This is a genomic window from Nonomuraea sp. NPDC052129, from assembly GCF_040680095.1.
Lineage (GTDB): Bacteria > Actinomycetota > Actinomycetes > Streptosporangiales > Streptosporangiaceae > Nonomuraea.
This window is the reverse complement of the sequence record NZ_JBFAVX010000003.1, coordinates 25933-41205: the sequence shown is the minus strand read 5'-3', so window position 1 is coordinate 41205 and position 15273 is coordinate 25933. Positions and strand designations below refer to the sequence as shown.

At 69.8% G+C, this 15273-nt stretch carries 10 protein-coding genes; 6 read left to right on the top strand and 4 right to left on the bottom strand.

Translation table 11 applies throughout. The features are described 5' to 3' along the window. Window positions 1-18 precede the first annotated feature (18 nt). From AB0L53_RS07945 to AB0L53_RS07935, 3 genes are all read right to left on the bottom strand, one after another. The gene (locus AB0L53_RS07945; protein WP_363991992.1) at window positions 19-402 is read right to left on the bottom strand and encodes a group 1 truncated hemoglobin; all 384 of its coding nucleotides are present in this window, start codon (window positions 400-402) and stop codon (window positions 19-21) included. A 928-nt stretch (window positions 403-1330) separates the two neighbouring features. Continuing rightward, a complete protein-coding gene (locus AB0L53_RS07940; RefSeq protein WP_363991990.1) occupies window positions 1331-2470 on the bottom strand; it encodes a serine hydrolase domain-containing protein in 1140 nt (379 codons plus the stop codon). 151 nt (window positions 2471-2621) lie between these two features. After that, a complete protein-coding gene (locus AB0L53_RS07935; RefSeq protein ID WP_363991989.1) occupies window positions 2622-3611 on the bottom strand; it encodes a sporulation protein in 990 nt (329 codons plus the stop codon). A gap of 346 nt (window positions 3612-3957) precedes the next feature. Here AB0L53_RS07935 and AB0L53_RS07930 point away from each other — a divergent pair, with 346 nt between their 5' ends. Then, window positions 3958-6351, top strand: coding sequence for an excinuclease ABC subunit UvrA (locus AB0L53_RS07930; protein ID WP_363991988.1), 2394 nt, complete (start codon window positions 3958-3960; stop codon window positions 6349-6351). Window positions 6352-6450: 99 nt separating this feature from the next. Here the strand turns inward: AB0L53_RS07930 and AB0L53_RS07925 are convergent, their stop codons facing one another. Then, the gene (locus AB0L53_RS07925; protein ID WP_363991986.1) at window positions 6451-7767 is read right to left on the bottom strand and encodes an MATE family efflux transporter; all 1317 of its coding nucleotides are present in this window, start codon (window positions 7765-7767) and stop codon (window positions 6451-6453) included. 250 nt (window positions 7768-8017) lie between these two features. Between AB0L53_RS07925 and AB0L53_RS07920 the strand changes: the two genes are divergently transcribed. The 5 genes from AB0L53_RS07920 to AB0L53_RS07900 are packed head-to-tail and all read left to right on the top strand — an operon-like array spanning window position 8018 to window position 15204. After that, window positions 8018-8539 carry a hypothetical protein gene (locus AB0L53_RS07920; protein WP_363991984.1) on the top strand — a complete coding sequence of 174 codons (522 nt, stop codon included), beginning with the start codon at window positions 8018-8020 and terminating at the stop codon, window positions 8537-8539. Continuing rightward, entirely contained in the window at window positions 8539-9933 is a 1395-nt protein-coding gene (locus tag AB0L53_RS07915) for a hypothetical protein (protein ID WP_363991983.1), read from the top strand. Before AB0L53_RS07920 ends, AB0L53_RS07915 begins: the two co-directional genes overlap by 1 nt. Further along, window positions 9930-11297: a VWA domain-containing protein gene (locus tag AB0L53_RS07910; protein WP_363991982.1), complete on the top strand. Its 1368-nt coding sequence runs from the start codon at window positions 9930-9932 to the stop codon at window positions 11295-11297. Before AB0L53_RS07915 ends, AB0L53_RS07910 begins: the two co-directional genes overlap by 4 nt. 11 nt (window positions 11298-11308) lie before the next feature. Continuing rightward, the gene (locus AB0L53_RS07905; RefSeq protein WP_363991980.1) at window positions 11309-12421 is read left to right on the top strand and encodes an AAA family ATPase; all 1113 of its coding nucleotides are present in this window, start codon (window positions 11309-11311) and stop codon (window positions 12419-12421) included. Further along, window positions 12418-15204 (top strand): DUF5682 family protein, encoded by a 2787-nt coding sequence (locus tag AB0L53_RS07900; protein WP_363991978.1) that lies wholly within the window; start codon window positions 12418-12420, stop codon window positions 15202-15204. The genes AB0L53_RS07905 and AB0L53_RS07900 overlap by 4 nt, the downstream gene beginning before the upstream one ends. The last annotated feature ends 69 nt before the right edge of the window (window positions 15205-15273 follow it).

The window sequence follows — 15273 nt, the reverse complement described above, 5'->3', positions numbered from 1 at the left end:
TAAGGCTTGCGTGTCCACTTACCCGGCTGCCTCTGCGGGCTTCTCCACGATGGAGCCGCGCACCTGGCCCAGGACCGTCACGACGTTCCGCACGACCTCCTCAGGAGCGCCGAGGTCGCGGAGCACTGTGACGAGTATGTCGCCGACCTGGTCATAGTGCTCATCGGTGATGCCCATGCCACGGTGCGCGTCGGCCAGGTCGTGGCCCTCGTACACCTCGGGGCCGCCGAGGACGGAGCACAGCAGCATGACCATGTGCCGCTTGAGCCGCGCCATGTCGATGCCGTCGAAGTACGGCTTGAGGTCGGGAGTGTCCAGCACGACCGTGTAGAAGCGGTCCACCGCTTCACGGACGGTGGGAGCGCCACCGATCTTGTCATAGTCCGAAACCACAGCTACCACAAAACCTCCCAAATCGGACACACATGTACGTGCGGGTACATGGGGTCAATTTCCTTGGTTCTCCGCTTGTTGCGGGCACCCGTCCGGCTCGACGGGCGTCAGTCGGCGGTCTGGGCCTCCCACTCGGTGGAGGTCACGTCTGTCTTCTTCCTGCGGGCCACGACCGGCTCCGCGCGTTCAGTGCACGGCAAGGGTCGGTGGGCATGTCGAAGGCGGCGGCCTCGGGCCGCGGCGGTGGGATCACGCCGCACTCCATTGCCGCCGGCACCACCACGGCCGAAGCCGTGCGCGGTCTGAGCGCCATTCATGCCCCCATAGAGCGGATCCTGTGCAGGCCGAATGCCTGTACTGGCCCTTAACCCTTCAGGTGTCCGAACACGTGAATATGCTTCAGGCACACTAGGGGGTGACCAAGGTGCTGGCAACTCGTCGCTCACGGAGCGTGTCGCCTTTTACACATAGCCACTCCGCGGTCAATTCCGGTCGTTGCCCTGACTTCTCCATGACTACCTGTGGCACAACCGGGTCTGACTCTATCGGTTCATGACGATCTAGCTGACAATGTCAAAGGAGAGCGCCTCTTCGCGGTGCGGGTCAGGGGCTGGGCCTGGGGTGCGACCTCGAAGCGGACGTCCTGGTCGATAGCACGCAGCCGGCCGCGGCGGCTGATGAGTGAGGGACCGTTCCATTTAGGTGGCGCCGTGGTGTCCGCCCTTTCAGGAATGGCTGAGTCAAGTCGCACTGGGTTACCTCAACCCCGTCCGGAAACGCGAACCGGGCTGTTCATGATTTCCTGCTGACCTGGGGTAACGCGGCTTATTCGCGGCATTGAGACATGCACATTCATCACTGAATGCGATACGGCAAAAACAGAGCGACGGTCCGCTTGTGGCGGGGCCGTCGCTCTCCTGGACGCTGCTGCCTGCGGTTATTCACACAGGGCGGTGTCGAGTGCGGCTTCGAAGTGTTTGAAGGCGGACAGTTCGGTGGGCAGCGCGGTGACGGCGATGGTGGCGGCCCGGCCGTCGTCGGTGATGGCGTTGGCGGTGGCGTAGCCGGGGGCGGAGCCGCCATGGGACCAGGCAAAGCCGCCGCAGCTGAGTTTGAAGGTGGCCAGGCCGAGCCCGTAACGGGAGCCGCCGACGGAGTCGAAGCCGGGGGCGTCAACGGTGGTCTTCATCTGCTTGAGCTGCTCGGGCCCGAGCAGCTTGCCGCCCAGTAGTGCGCTCATGAAACGGTTGAGGTCGGTGGGGGTGGAGATCAGCTGCCCGGCCGCCCAGGCCATGGAGGGGTCCATCGTGGTGACGTCGGTGTACGGGTCGCCGGACTTGGCGGCGTAGTAGCCCTTGGGGTGCGGGCCGCGGATGGACTGGTCACCGAGAGCCGGCCAGTACGTTTTGCGCAGCCCGAGCGGCTCGATGATCCGCTGGGTGATCTGCTCGCCGATCGGCCGGCCGGTGACCTTCTGCGCGATGAGCCCGGCCAAGATGTAGTTGGTGTTGCTGTAGCTCCAGCCGTGAGCGGGGGAGTTCTTGCTGGTCAGCCCAGCGTCCACCAGCTCACGCGGCTCGTAGTGGGTGTGCTGGATGGCCAGATAGTCCTTGATCAGGACGTCGTCATAGTCGGCCAGGCCGCTGGTGTGCTGCAGCAACTGCCGGACCGTGATCTTGCGGCCGTCGACGCCCTTGCCGCGCACCACCTTGGGCAGGTACTTCTCGACCTTCGCGGCCAGGTCGATCTTGCCCTCGCCGACCAGCTGCAGCACGACCGTGGCGGTGAACATCTTGGTGTTGCTGGCGATGCGTACCTGCCCGTCGACAGGGACCTTCGCCTTGGTCTCCAGGTCGCCCGCTCCGGCGGTGTAGTTGCGAGTCCGCCCGTCACGGCCTCGTACGGCCGCCAGCGCGGCAGGGTACTTGTCGACCTTGACCAGGGCGTCCAGGCTCTTCTGCACGACGTCGGTGTCGGCGCTCGCCGGTGTGGCGGACAGGCCCAGGCCGCTCAGCGCGGCGACGGCCACCGCCGCCAGGGCCAACCGGCTACGACGCTTGGTGGAGGGGTACGACATCGGGGGGCTCCCTGCTTGCTGGCTCGTTTGCGATGCCACAAGCCTGTCGGCCGGACCACCTCGTGATCGATCCCACTCGCTGGAGTTCAGAGGTATAGCCAGCGCTACCGGCGTTCGGGCGGGCCGTCACGGCCCGCCACCCGGCATCGCGCTACCAGTCGCCGCCTTCCTCTTCCTCGCCGCCCTCGAAGATCTCTTCGGCCACCTCGGCCGCGACGAACCCGCCCACCAGGCCCGCGGCTCCGGCCGCGGCCACCGTTCCCCAACCGGGACCGCCGCCTCGGTGGTGGTGGTCGTCATCGTGGTGATGTCCGTAGCCCTCGTGATGCTCCATGCGGCCGTGCGACCCATAACCGCCGTGCGAGCCGTAACCGCCGTGCTGGGCCAGGCCGGTCAGCCAGCGGTCGAGCTCGCTGGACCAGTCGGTGTGCAGCGCGTCGTCGTGGCTGACGTGGAAGCGGCCGATGGCGTCGCCGGAGTAACGGCCGGCCCGCTTGTCGGCCTCCAAGATGACCTCCAGCCCGGCCGGGCTCGCCACGAAGGTCAGCTCGACCTCGCCCACGACCCCGGCGTGCTGGGCGGGCGGGTAGAACTCGATCTCCTGGTAGAACGGCAGATCCTGGTGAACTCCGTACAGGTGGCCGGCTTCCAGATCGGCGGACTTGAAGTGGAAGCCGAGCCGCAGCAACGCCTGGAGGATGCGGAGCTGGGAGGGCAGGGGCTCGACCGCGATCATGTCCAGGTCGCCCTTGTCCACGGCCTTGGCGATGGCCAGCTCGGTGCGTACGCCCAGGGCCATGCCGTTCAGGTGCTGGCCGTCGATCTCGCTGATCGGCGTCTCCCACGGCACTGGGATCTGGAAGTCGAGGGTGCGGTTCTCGCCCTCGCGCAGCGTGAACGGGCCCGAGACCTGGGTGCGGGAGAACTCGCCGAGCCCGCCGTGCTCGCCGTCACCGTGCTCGATCTCCACCCGAGCCACGAGGCCGAGGGTGATGTGCTCGATCTCGGCGTCGAAGTCGCCGCCCTTGAGCCGTACCTGCCCGGTCAGCAGCCCACCCGGCTGGATGCGCGGGGTGGAAAGGACGGTGTCCACCGAGGGCGCGCCCACGCCGAAAGCGCCCAGCATCCGTTTGAAGACCACGCTGTTGTCTCCCTGTCGTCGGGATCGGTTGTGTCAGCCGCCCGTCACAACGATCAACGCGAGGGCCGGGTTCCGGAGCCGGGTATTCGCCGTACGACCGGCGCGGCGCGTACCCCGAGTGGGCGGTGCCAGACCCGGCGTGCGCGGCGAAGCAGGTGACCGGACCGGTCAGGATTCGAGAAGCGCAGATCATCGAGTCGCACCTAGCCTGACCGAGAAGCCGGACTGCGCCGTGGCGGGCGGCTCGCCGGTTCCGACCGCGCCGCCGATCAGGTAGACAGGGGGCCGTTGCCGAGGCGACCTGATGGGAGCGCGACGGCGGCCCCGCCCAACAGATGGAGACACGATGAGCATGGCCACGAGGACGGACACGCAGTCGCCTGAGCCGAACGTCGCCGACAGCCACGACCTGATCCGCGTGCACGGCGCTCGCGAGAACAACCTCAAGGACGTCAGCGTCGAGCTCCCGAAGCGCCGGCTGACGGTGTTCACCGGCGTCTCCGGCTCGGGCAAGAGCTCGCTGGTGTTCGACACGATCGCCGCCGAGTCGCAGCGGCTGATCAACGAGACCTACAGCGCCTTCGTCCAGGGGTTCATGCCGACGCTGGCGCGACCCGAGGTCGACGTGCTCGACGGGCTGACCACGGCGATCATCGTCGACCAGGAGCGGATGGGCGCCAACGTCCGCTCCACCGTGGGCACCGTCACCGACGCCAACGCGATGCTGCGCATCCTGTTCAGCCGGCTCGGGCAGCCGCACATCGGCTCGCCCCAGGCGTACTCCTTCAACGTCGCCTCGATCAGCGGAGCCGGTGCGGTCACGCTCGAGCGCGGCGGGAAGGCGGTGAAGGAGCGGCGCGAGTTCAGCATCACCGGCGGCATGTGCCCGCGCTGCGAGGGCATGGGCAAGGTGAACGACATCGACCTGACCCAGCTCTTCGACGACTCCAAGTCGATCGCCGAGGGCGCGATCACCATCCCCGGCTACAAGACGGACAGCTGGTGGACAGTCGGGATCTTCGCCCAGTCGGGCTTCATCGACCCCGACAAGCCGATCCGCGACTACACCGAGACCGAGCGGTACGACTTCCTCCACCGCGAGCCGACCAAGGTGAACGTCAACGGCGTCAACCTCACCTACGAGGGGCTGATCCCGAAGATCCAGAAGTCGTTCCTGTCCAAGGACCGGGAGGCGATGCAGCCGCACATCCGGGCGTTCGTGGACCGGGCGGTCACCTTCACCGCCTGCCCCGAGTGCGGTGGCACCCGGCTCAGCGCGGCGGTCCGGTCCTCGAAGATCAAGGGGATCAATATCGGCGACGCGTGCGCGATGCAGATCAGCGACCTGGCCGAGTGGGTCCGCGACCTCGACGAGCCGTCGGTGGCGCCGCTGCTCGCCAAGCTGCGGCACACCTTCGACTCGTTCGTGGAGATCGGGCTGGGCTACCTCTCGCTCGATCGGTCGTCGGGCACGCTGTCCGGCGGCGAGGCGCAGCGGGTCAAGATGATCCGCCACCTCGGGTCGTCGCTCACCGACGTCACCTACGTCTTCGACGAGCCGACGATCGGGCTGCACCCGCACGACATCCAGCGGATGAACGGCCTGCTGCTGCGGCTGCGCGACAAGGGCAACACGGTGCTCGTCGTGGAGCACAAGCCGGAGGCGATCGCGATCGCCGACCACGTCGTCGACCTCGGTCCCGGCGCCGGTACGGCGGGCGGTACCGTCTGCTTCGAGGGCACCGTCGAGGGGCTGCGGGCCAGCGGCACCATCACCGGACGCCATTTCGACGACCGGGCCGCCCTCAAGGAGACGATGCGCAAGCCCACCGGCGCGCTGGAGATCCGCGGCGCGACGGCGAACAACCTGCGCGACGTCGACGTCGACATCCCGCTCGGCATGCTGGTCGTCCTCACCGGGGTGGCGGGCTCGGGGAAGAGCTCGCTGATCCACGGGTCGGTGTCGGGGCGGGACGGCGTGGTCTCGATCGACCAGGGCGCGATCCGCGGCTCGCGACGGAGCAACCCGGCGACCTACACTGGGCTGCTCGAGCCGATCCGCAAGGCGTTCGCGAAGGCCAACGGCGTGAAGCCGGCGCTGTTCAGCGCCAACTCCGAAGGCGCCTGCCCCACCTGCAAGGGCGCCGGAGTCATCTACACCGACCTGGCGATGATGGCCGGGGTCGCCACCACCTGCGAGGAGTGCGAGGGGAAGCGGTTCGAGGCCTCGGTGCTGGAGTACCACCTCGCCGGCCGCGACATCAGCGAGGTGCTCGCGATGTCGGTGACCGAGGCCGAGAAGTTCTTCGGCGCCGGTGAGGCGCGTACGCCGGCCGCGCACGCCATCCTCGACCGGCTCGCCGACGTCGGGCTCGGCTATCTCAGTCTCGGGCAGCCGCTCACCACGCTGTCCGGTGGCGAGCGGCAGCGGCTCAAGCTGGCCACCAACATGGGCGACAAGGGCGGCGTCTACGTTCTGGACGAGCCGACCACCGGCCTGCACCTCGCCGACGTCGAGCAGTTGCTCGGCCTGCTCGACCGGCTCGTCGACTCGGGCAAGTCGGTCATCGTCGTCGAGCACCACCAGGCGGTCATGGCGCACGCCGACTGGATCATCGACCTCGGGCCGGGCGCCGGCCATGACGGCGGCCGGATCGTCTTCGAGGGCACACCGGCCGACCTCGTCGCCGCCCGCTCCACCCTCACCGGCGAGCACCTCGCGGCCTACGTAGGCGCCTGACCGAGCCCTTCGCGCACTCGGCGCCGGATCACCGTTCGGCGCCGAGCACCGCCCAACTGCCGGATCACCGTACGGGCCGAGCACCGCTCAGCCGCCGGATCACCGTACGGCGCCGAGCACCGCCCAGCGGCCGGACCGCAGTCGGGCCAGCTGGGTGGTCATCCGAATCACCAGGAAGGCCGACAAGCCCGACCAGATCCCCACGAGCCCCCAGCCGAAGCTCAGCGACCCCCATACCAGCGGCAGGAACCCCAGCACCGCCGCACTCAACGTCGCGGTACGCATGTACGCCGCGTCCCCGGCGCCGAGCAGTACTCCGTCCAAAGCGAACACGACGCCACCGATCGGCTGCAGCGCGACGAAGAACCACCACGCGTGGGGCATCTCTGCCAGCACCGTCGCATCGGTGGTGAACGCGTGGGGCAGGATGCCGGCCAGCGCCGCGAACACCACCCCGAGCAACGCCCCGAACACCAACCCGCAACCGGTCACCTGCCAGGCCAGCCGACGCGCCCGTTCCCCGTCGCGCGCGCCGAGCGCGGCCCCGACCAGCGACTGGGCGGCGATGGCCAGCGCGTCCAGCACGAAGGCCAGGAACATCCACAGCTGGAACACCACCTGGTGGGCCCCGACCGCCGCCGTGGAGGTGTGCGCGGCGACCACGGTCGCCGACACCCAGCACGCCTGGAAGACCAGACCGAGCACCATCATGTCGCGCGCGAGGCCGAGCTGGGCGCGCATCGCGGCCGGGACCGGCGCGAGCGGCACGCCCTCCGCCAGCAGCGCCCGCACGAACAGGCTCGCCGAGATCACCTGCGCGACCACGTTGGCGACCGCCGAGCCGTTGAGCCCCCAGCCGAACCCGTGCACGAGCACCGGGCACAGCACCGCCGAGATCCCGTTGCCCACGAGCACGTAGCGGAGCGGGCGCCGCATGTCCTGCACGCCGCGCATCCACCCGTTGCCGGCCAGGGTGATCAGGATCATCGGGGCGCCGAGCAGGGCGATCCGCAGCCAGCTCACCGCGGCGGCGGCGACCCGGTCGTCACCGGCGAGCAGGCCGGCGATCGGCGCGGCGAGCAGCTGCCCGGCCACGATCAGCACCAGCCCCACGATCGCGCCGAGCCAGGTCGCCTCCACGCCCTCGATCACGGCATCGGTACGGCGGCCGGCGCCATGCAGCCGGGCCGCGCGGGCGGTCGTACCGAAGGACAGGAACCGCATCTGGGTGGCGATCTGCGCCAGCACGATCGCGCCGATCGAGAGCCCGGCGAGCGGCACCGCGCCGAGATGGCCGACCACGGCGGTGTCGACGAGCAGGTAGAGCGGCTCGGCGGCCAGGACACCGAGCGCGGGCACCGCGAGCTTGAGCAGCTGACGCAGGGGAGACCCGGTCTGGTCGACGTGCTCCACCATGCGCTCCTCCGGTAAGGCGCTCAGCCCGCTTTCGCTCCTGACGGCCGACTTTAACTGTAAGGAGCACCTAGCGGCAATGCCTCTTACCCCGATAGTCGAAGCCAAGGTCGGGCGTGCTCTCGGAGGTGATCGAAACGCGCCCGCGCTTCCCCGCGAATGGGGTAAATTACGCGATCACTGATCGGCCGTTCGCACAGGTGCCGCCGCACCGGCAGGCGTCCGCGAGCCGCTGGGCTGGAGGTCGAAAGGCGTGACCGCGGACAGAACCGCGTGGGAGCAACAGGCGTGGGAGCAACAGGCGTGGGAGCAACACAGCGTGGCACGGGTGGTCTCGCCCGTCAGACCGCGCAAGCTGGCGAAGGTGCCCTTCGTCGAGATGGCCGACGGGCGGTTGCAGGGAGTCGTGTCGAGCGGCTCGGACATCAGCCGGGTGTACGTCTCGTCGGTCACCGCCGGGACCCATACCTACAACTGCAGCACCAACAACAACCGGCCGTGCGGCGGCTTGTACGGCGACATGTGCAAGCACCTGCGATCACTGGTCGATGAGGCGGTGCTGCAGTACGGCCAGGACCGGGTCGCCGGCTACCTGCGGGTGGAGCTCGCCGAGGGGGAGAGGCTGTCCTACCACCTGAACGGCGGTGTCGAGCGTACGCAGGGGGCCGAGGTGTTCAGCCGGTTCCTGCGCCACCTGGCCTACCTGGAGTTGCCCATGACCACCGAGCCCATCGCCGAGCTGCACTGGTTCCCGTCCACCGGGGCGGTGGGCTGATGCTGAGCGTGCAGCTGGCGGAGTTGGCCGACCAGCCCCTTCCAGGTGTCGGCGAGGCGCTCGACCTGGTGACGGGCTTCGACGAGGCCCTGACGAACGGCTTGGCCCGGCTCGGCGAGGAGCGCGCCTCGGCGCTGACCGACCTGGCCGGCGCGGTGGCGGCCACGCCGCTCGGCGATCGGGTGGGGGAGGCGGCGGCCAAGGTCGCCGCGGGCTCGGTCTCGGAGGAGAACGTCACGGCGCTGGCCGGTGGGCGTACCGCGCTGCTGGGCGCGGTGCACGACGCCCTGCTGGGCCGCCTCGACTCGGCACTGGGCCGGGAGCGGGACTCCTGGGCGGAGCCGCCGGCGGCCGGTACGACCGACAACCTGCTCAGCGGGTGCCGGTCTTGGCTCAACGAGCTGGCCATCACCGGCTGGCGAGGCGTCGACCACGACCTCGTCTCGGCCGTGAGTCAGACGATGGAGGCGCTGCTGGCCGAGCCGCGGCTGCGCCGGCTGGCCGTGCTGATCGACGGCCTGGCCGCCGAGCTGCGCGCGTCGTGCCCGGTCGCGACGATGGAGGTCGTACCCGCCCGGCGCTGGGCCGACCTGTGGGCGCGGGCGCTGATGCTCACGCAGGCGGGCGGCCTGCCCGCGGGCTCCGGCGAGCCGGTGTCCGGGCGGCTGCTGGTGCTCGGCGTGGACGTGCACGAGCACGCCACCGCCGTGCAGGCGCAGGTCCACGCGATCCTGGAGCCCGCCGACGGCGGTCAGTGCCGCCTGGTGCGTACGAGCGTCGCCGCCACGAAGGTGGACACGATCGTCGGCCCGGCCGTGTGGCGGCTGCTGACCGGGGCCCCGATGTTGCTCAACGCGCTGGCGGAGCATCGCAGCCTGGACGTCAAGGACATGCCACTGCTCGGCGGCGGCGACCTGGTGTGGCACGACGACCGGGCCACGGTGGGGAAGCCCGCGGACCCGTTCACCACGGCGCGGGTCCAGCTGGGGAGCGCGCTCGCCCCCGCCACGCCGCCGCTGGAGCGCCACCCGGTGCGAATCGCCGAGCCGGTGCTGGTCGAGGGCTACTCCGTGCGCAAGGGCGATCCGATGGTGTTCGACCTCGGCGGCAAGACGATCACGGTGGACACTGACCGGCTGCCGTCGTGCGGCCCGCTCACGCCCGCGATCGTGCGCGGCTCCGAGTCGTGCATCGGGCTGCTTCGCTGGGACGCCGGTCGGTGGCTGCTCCAGCCGCTCGCCGTTCAGGGGACGGTCAAGAAGGAGCCGGTCATCGCGCACAACGGCGACTGGGCGCAGGGCCCGACGGACCCGAAGATCGCCAAGTCCGCGACCAAGAACGGCGACGCGGTGGCCGTGCTGCGCGAACGGGCGGGACGGCTGCTGCGCAAATGACTGCCAACAACGAAAACAGGCGGCAGGTGCTCTACTGGCGCCTGCTGGCCAGGGTGTTCAACACCGAGGAGCAGGCGGCCCTGGAGTCGGCCAGCGTGGCCGTCGTGGACGACCTCGGCCTGCCGGCCGCCCTGCTCGACCCGTCGGTCTCGGTGGACAACCTCGTGCAGCGCTTCCCCGACCTGGCCGCCGAGTTCGACGGCCTGCTCGACAACAACGAGGACGCCGAGGACTCCGGCGAGCAGGTGCGCAGGGCCGCACTGATCTCCAAGCTCCTGCTCAACGTCTTCGCCACCGGGACGGGCGACGTCTCGGCCTCCCAGCTCGCCGCCTGGCAGAAGGACGCCGGGTGGTTCAAGCAAGCACTCGGGGGAGGCGGCGGCAGCCGCAACGCTCAAGGCGAAGGAGAAAAGGAGGGCGAAGGATCCGGCCATGGCCGGGGGCTCGGCACCGGCGGTGGCGGTCGTGGCATCGATGACGCCGAGCTGAACAAGGCCCTGGCCAACCTGGAAGGCGACCTGGTCCGCCGCATGCGCCTGCGCGAGGTGCTGTCCAACTCCTCGCTGGCCGCCCAGCTCAATCCCAGCATGTCGCTCATCGAGCAGCTCCTGCGCGACAAGGACAACCTCTCCGGAGTCGCCCTGGCCAACGCCAAGGCGCTGATCCGCAGGTTCGTCGACGAGGTCGCCGAGGTGCTCCGTACGCAGGTCGAGAAGACCAGCGTCGGCAAGATCGACAAGTCGGTGCCGCCGAAGCGGGTGTTCCGCAACCTCGACATCGAGCGGACGATCTGGAAGAACCTCACCAACTGGAGCCCGGAGGACGAGCGGCTGTACGTGGACCGGCTGTTCTACCGGCACACGGCCAGGCGGACGACTCCGGCCCGGCTGATCGTGGTGGTGGACCAGTCGGGGTCGATGGTCGACTCGATGGTCAACTGCACCATCCTGGCGTCGATCTTCGCCGGGCTGCCCAAGGTGGACGTGCACTTGGTCGCCTACGACACCCGCGCGCTCGACCTGACGCCGTGGGTGAAGGACCCGTTCGAGGTGCTGCTGCGCACGACGCTCGGCGGCGGCACCGACGGTACGGTCGCGATGGCCCTGGCCCGGCCGAAGATCGTCGACCCGCGCAACACCGTGATGGTCTGGATCTCCGACTTCTACGACAACCGGTCGCTGATCGACGACTTCACGTCCCTGCATCGTTCGGGGGTCAAGTTCATCCCGGTCGGCTCCGTGAACAGCTCGGGGTACGCCAGCGTGGACCAGTGGTTCCGCGAAAAGCTGAAGGACCTGGGCACCCCCGTGATCTCCGGCCACATCCGCAAACTCGTGCTCGAGCTCAAGAACTTCCTCACCTAGGAGACCCGCGAATGACTGAGACACTGCGTGCCCCCGCCGAGGTCAAGTACGCCGAAGAGCTCGACTGGCTGGAGTCCGTCGACGACGGCCCCAAGCCGTTCTCGTGGCGCCTCAGCCCCCGGATGGTCCGCCTGTTCGTGCTCGGTTCCGAGCGCTCGGACGGGCTCGACCGGGAGATCCCGCAGAAGTGGTTCGGTGACCGCAGCTTCGTCGAGCGCAGCATCGTGACGCTGGCCTCCGACCGCGGCCTGCTGCTCATCGGCGACCCGGGCACCGGCAAGAGCTGGCTCGCCGAGCTGCTCTCGGCGGCGATCAGCCGCAACTCCACCCTGGTCGTCCAGGGCACGGCCGGCACCACGGAAGACCACATCAAGTACTCCTGGAACGTCTCCATGGTGATCGCCAAGGGGCAGTCCCGCCAGTCGATGATCCCCTCACCCATCATGACGGCGATGGAGCGGGGCGTGATCGGCCGCTTCGAGGAGCTGACCAGGTCGACCAGCGACGTCCAGGACGCCCTGATCTCCATCCTGTCCGAGAAGTACGTCTCCATCCCCGAGCTCGACGACGACAACATCGTCTTCGCCCAGCCCGGGTTCTCGATCATCGCCACGGCCAACAGCCGGGACCGGGGCGTCAACGACCTGTCGTCGGCGCTGAAGCGGCGTTTCAACTTCGTCCGCATCCCCGTGGTGACCAGCAAGACCAGCGAGGCGGAGATCGTCCGGTTCCGTACCACGGAGCTGCTGCGCCGGCACCGCATCGAGCTGGACGTGCCGCCCACGCTGCTCGACATCCTGCTGCAGAGCTTCGCCGACCTGCGGAACGCGGCGGCCTCGGCCAAGAGCGACGACGACAAGCTCGAGTCGGCCCTGTCCACGGCCGAGCAGATCGGCGTGCTCGAGGACGCCATCCTGCACAGCCAGTTCTTCGGCGACCGCCAGTTGCGGGCGGAGACGCTCGGCGGCTCGCTGGTGGGCTCGCTGGCCCGCCGTCAACCGGAGGACCTGGCCATCCTGAACAAGTACTGGCACGGCATCGTCGAACCCCGCAGCAAGAAGGACGGCGGGCCGTGGACGGACTTCCTCGAAGGTGGCCGCCAGGCCATCAAGACGCTCTCATGAGCCCGTTCGGCGCACTCCGCGAGCAGCTGCTGGACGCCGCCGCCGCGTTCGCCGGCGAGCCGGACACCCTGGCCGGGATCCTGTCGGGCCTGGTCGACGACGTCGACCGGGCACTGAGCGAGCAGCTCGAGATCTTCCCGGTCTGCCACCACTCGCCGGCCTCGGCGCTGGCCATGGTGCGGCGCCTGCGCGAGAAGCAGCCCAAGGTCATCTACCTGGAGCTGTGCGAGGACCTGCGGCCGCTGCTCGACGAGCTGCGCAACTGCCGCCTGCCGGTGGCGCTGCAGGCGTTCGCCTCCGACGTCGACGGCTTCCCGGCCAGCTGGGAGCCGCTCAGCGTGGTGGCGCCCATCACGGAGGTGTCGGCCGAGTACCAGGCCATCTCGTACGCGCTCGGCACGCCGGGCGTCGAGCTGGTGCTGGTCGACCGCTCGACGGACCACGTCTTCCAGTGGCTGCCCCGCGACCCGGACGAACCGGCCGAGCCCAAGCAGGGCGGGGACGACGACGCGGGCCTGCACGGCGACGCCGTGGGCGTCGAGATCGGCGACCTGCGGCCGCGTTTCGCCGAGCTGGAAGAGCACCTGCTGCACCACGGCAAGGTCCGGCACTGGTCGGAGTGGTGGGACCAGTACGTCGAGCAGCCGCTGACCGGCGCGGACTACGAGTCGTACCGGCAGGTCATGGTCCTGATCGGCAGCCTGTTCCGCCGCCTGCGCCCCGAGGGCGACCGGCGGACGGACCGCGACGAGGACCGCGAGCGCTACATGTGGACGCGGATGCGCGAGCACCTCGCCGCGACGGGCGCCGACCCGGCCGAGTGCCTGTACGTCTGCGGCGCCTTCCACGCGGCCAGCCGGGTGGAGCAGTTCGGGCTGGCATCGGACGCGCCCTTCGAGATCACCCCGCGTACGGCCACCCAATGGTTGTACGGGCTCATCCCGTCGAGCCACTCCGCCATCGAGGCCCAGTTCGGCCTGGCCTCCGGCTCGGTCTCGATCGCCGCGGCCACCTGGGAGAAGGCGCTGCAGCGCGACGGCGTCAAGCCGTACCAGCTGGCGGGTCAGAAGAAACCGGCCAAGAAGCCGCGGAAGCCGGTGGCGCCCGCCCCGCCGGAGCCGGTCACCGACCGGTTGTCCGGCTTCCTGGGCAAGCCGCCGATCCTGGACGGCCTGGACGAGGCCGAGCTGCTCGGCTGGTCCGTCGACATCGTCCGGCTGGCCCGGCGCAACGGCTACCAGTCCAGCACCGCCGACGCCATCGCCGTGTTCGAGACGTCGATTCTGCTGGCCGGGCTGCGTGGCCGGGGACGTCCGACGCCGTACGACTTCCAGGACGCCGCGGTCACCTGCATCGAGAAGGACACGGTGCCGGGACGCCGGGACGTGCGCCGCCTGTGCGAGATCCTGCTCGGCGGCGACCGGATCGGCCAGGTGGGCTACCACGCCATGCCGCCGCTGGCCCAGGACGTGTTCGACCGGCTGCAACCGCTCGGACTGGACCTGAGCAAGCGCACGGTACAGCGGGCGCTCATGGACCTCAAGGCGGACCCGCACCTGGTGCCCTGCTCCGACCTGCTGTGGATCCTGCGTCACCTGCTGCCCGACGACGCCGTACGGCCCATCATGGGCGCGCGGCGACTGGGCGAGCGGGCGATCCAGGAGAGCTGGGACCTGACGATCGGCAAGCACCAGCGCTCGATCATCGAGTTGGGCTACGAGGGCATCACCGTCGAGCAGGTGCTGGAGCAGCGGCTGCGGCGCAAGGTGTGGGATCCCAAGGCGACCGCGGCCGTGGCGCTCGCGGCCGTCGAGGACTCGATCCTCTACCTGCGCAGCAGGCGGTTCACCGACGAGCTCGGGGCGCGGGCCGTGGAGCTGCTGGCCGCCGAGCGGTCCGTGGACGACGCGCCGGAGGTGCTGCGCCGGATCAGGCGGCTGCTGGCTCACTACCGCGCGACCGAGCCGGAGCTGCCGGCCTGGTGCGAGGCGTTCGTCACGGCGGGGTTCGCGCATTACTGCACGCTGCTGCCGACCGCCTTCGTCGACGAGTACACCGGTGTCCGGCAGGTGTCGGCCATGCTCGGGTTCCTGTTCACGATGGAGAGCCTGGCACTGGCGCTGGGGTGCGAGCGGGCCCAGCTGGAGATCGCGGTAAGGCAGTCGCACCCGGAGGCGCCCGCCAAGGTGGCTCTCCTGTGGTCGGCCCAGTACCTGCTCGGCACGTTGCCGCTGGCCGAGCTGCGGGCACGCTGTGACGAGCTGCTCGCCAACCCGCTCGTGATCCCGGCGTTCCCGGAGTACATGAGCGGGTTCGCGCAGGCGATGGAGCCGGCTCCCGCGCTGGCGTCGTTCGTGGTCGAGCTGATGTCGAAGGCCTTCGGCCGGTTGCCCGACTCCGTGCTGCTGCCGTGGCTGCCCGGCCTGATCACCACCCTGCGCGAGCAGGCCGGCGAGCTGGTGCCCATATTGGTGCGCGAGGCGGGCCGTACGTTCCCCGGCGGCCTGGCCGCGCTCGACCAGTGGACACCGCCCTGGTCGGCCAAGCACGCGAAGAAGGCGGCAGGTGCGGCGGCGCCCGCGCAGGCGGGCCCGGTGACCGACCTGCTGGCGGGACATCCGGGCGCGACCGACGCCGTGGCCGCGCTGCTCGGCTGCGAGGGTGGCTGGCAGCAGGCCGCCGACGGGCCATCCGGCGGCTCGTCCAGCGGGGAGGCGGGCGCGCTGCTGGCCCGTCACCCCGAGACCGCCGACGCCGTGGCGGCTGTGCTCGTCAGCGTGTGAGCCAGGGACCGGCGCCTACCGATTCACCGGTAGGCGCCGGTCTGCAGGGTTCGGCGGCCCCGCCCTGCT

Coding starts and splice junctions, on each gene's coding strand:
- AB0L53_RS07940 (WP_363991990.1), bottom strand. CDS start 2,470: ATGTCGTACCCCTCCACCAAGCGTCGTAGCCGGTTGGCCCTGGCGGCG.
- AB0L53_RS07930 (WP_363991988.1), top strand. CDS start 3,958: ATGAGCATGGCCACGAGGACGGACACGCAGTCGCCTGAGCCGAACGTC.
- AB0L53_RS07925 (WP_363991986.1), bottom strand. CDS start 7,767: ATGGTGGAGCACGTCGACCAGACCGGGTCTCCCCTGCGTCAGCTGCTC.
- AB0L53_RS07915 (WP_363991983.1), top strand. CDS start 8,539: ATGCTGAGCGTGCAGCTGGCGGAGTTGGCCGACCAGCCCCTTCCAGGT.
- AB0L53_RS07910 (WP_363991982.1), top strand. CDS start 9,930: ATGACTGCCAACAACGAAAACAGGCGGCAGGTGCTCTACTGGCGCCTG.
- AB0L53_RS07905 (WP_363991980.1), top strand. CDS start 11,309: ATGACTGAGACACTGCGTGCCCCCGCCGAGGTCAAGTACGCCGAAGAG.
- AB0L53_RS07900 (WP_363991978.1), top strand. CDS start 12,418: ATGAGCCCGTTCGGCGCACTCCGCGAGCAGCTGCTGGACGCCGCCGCC.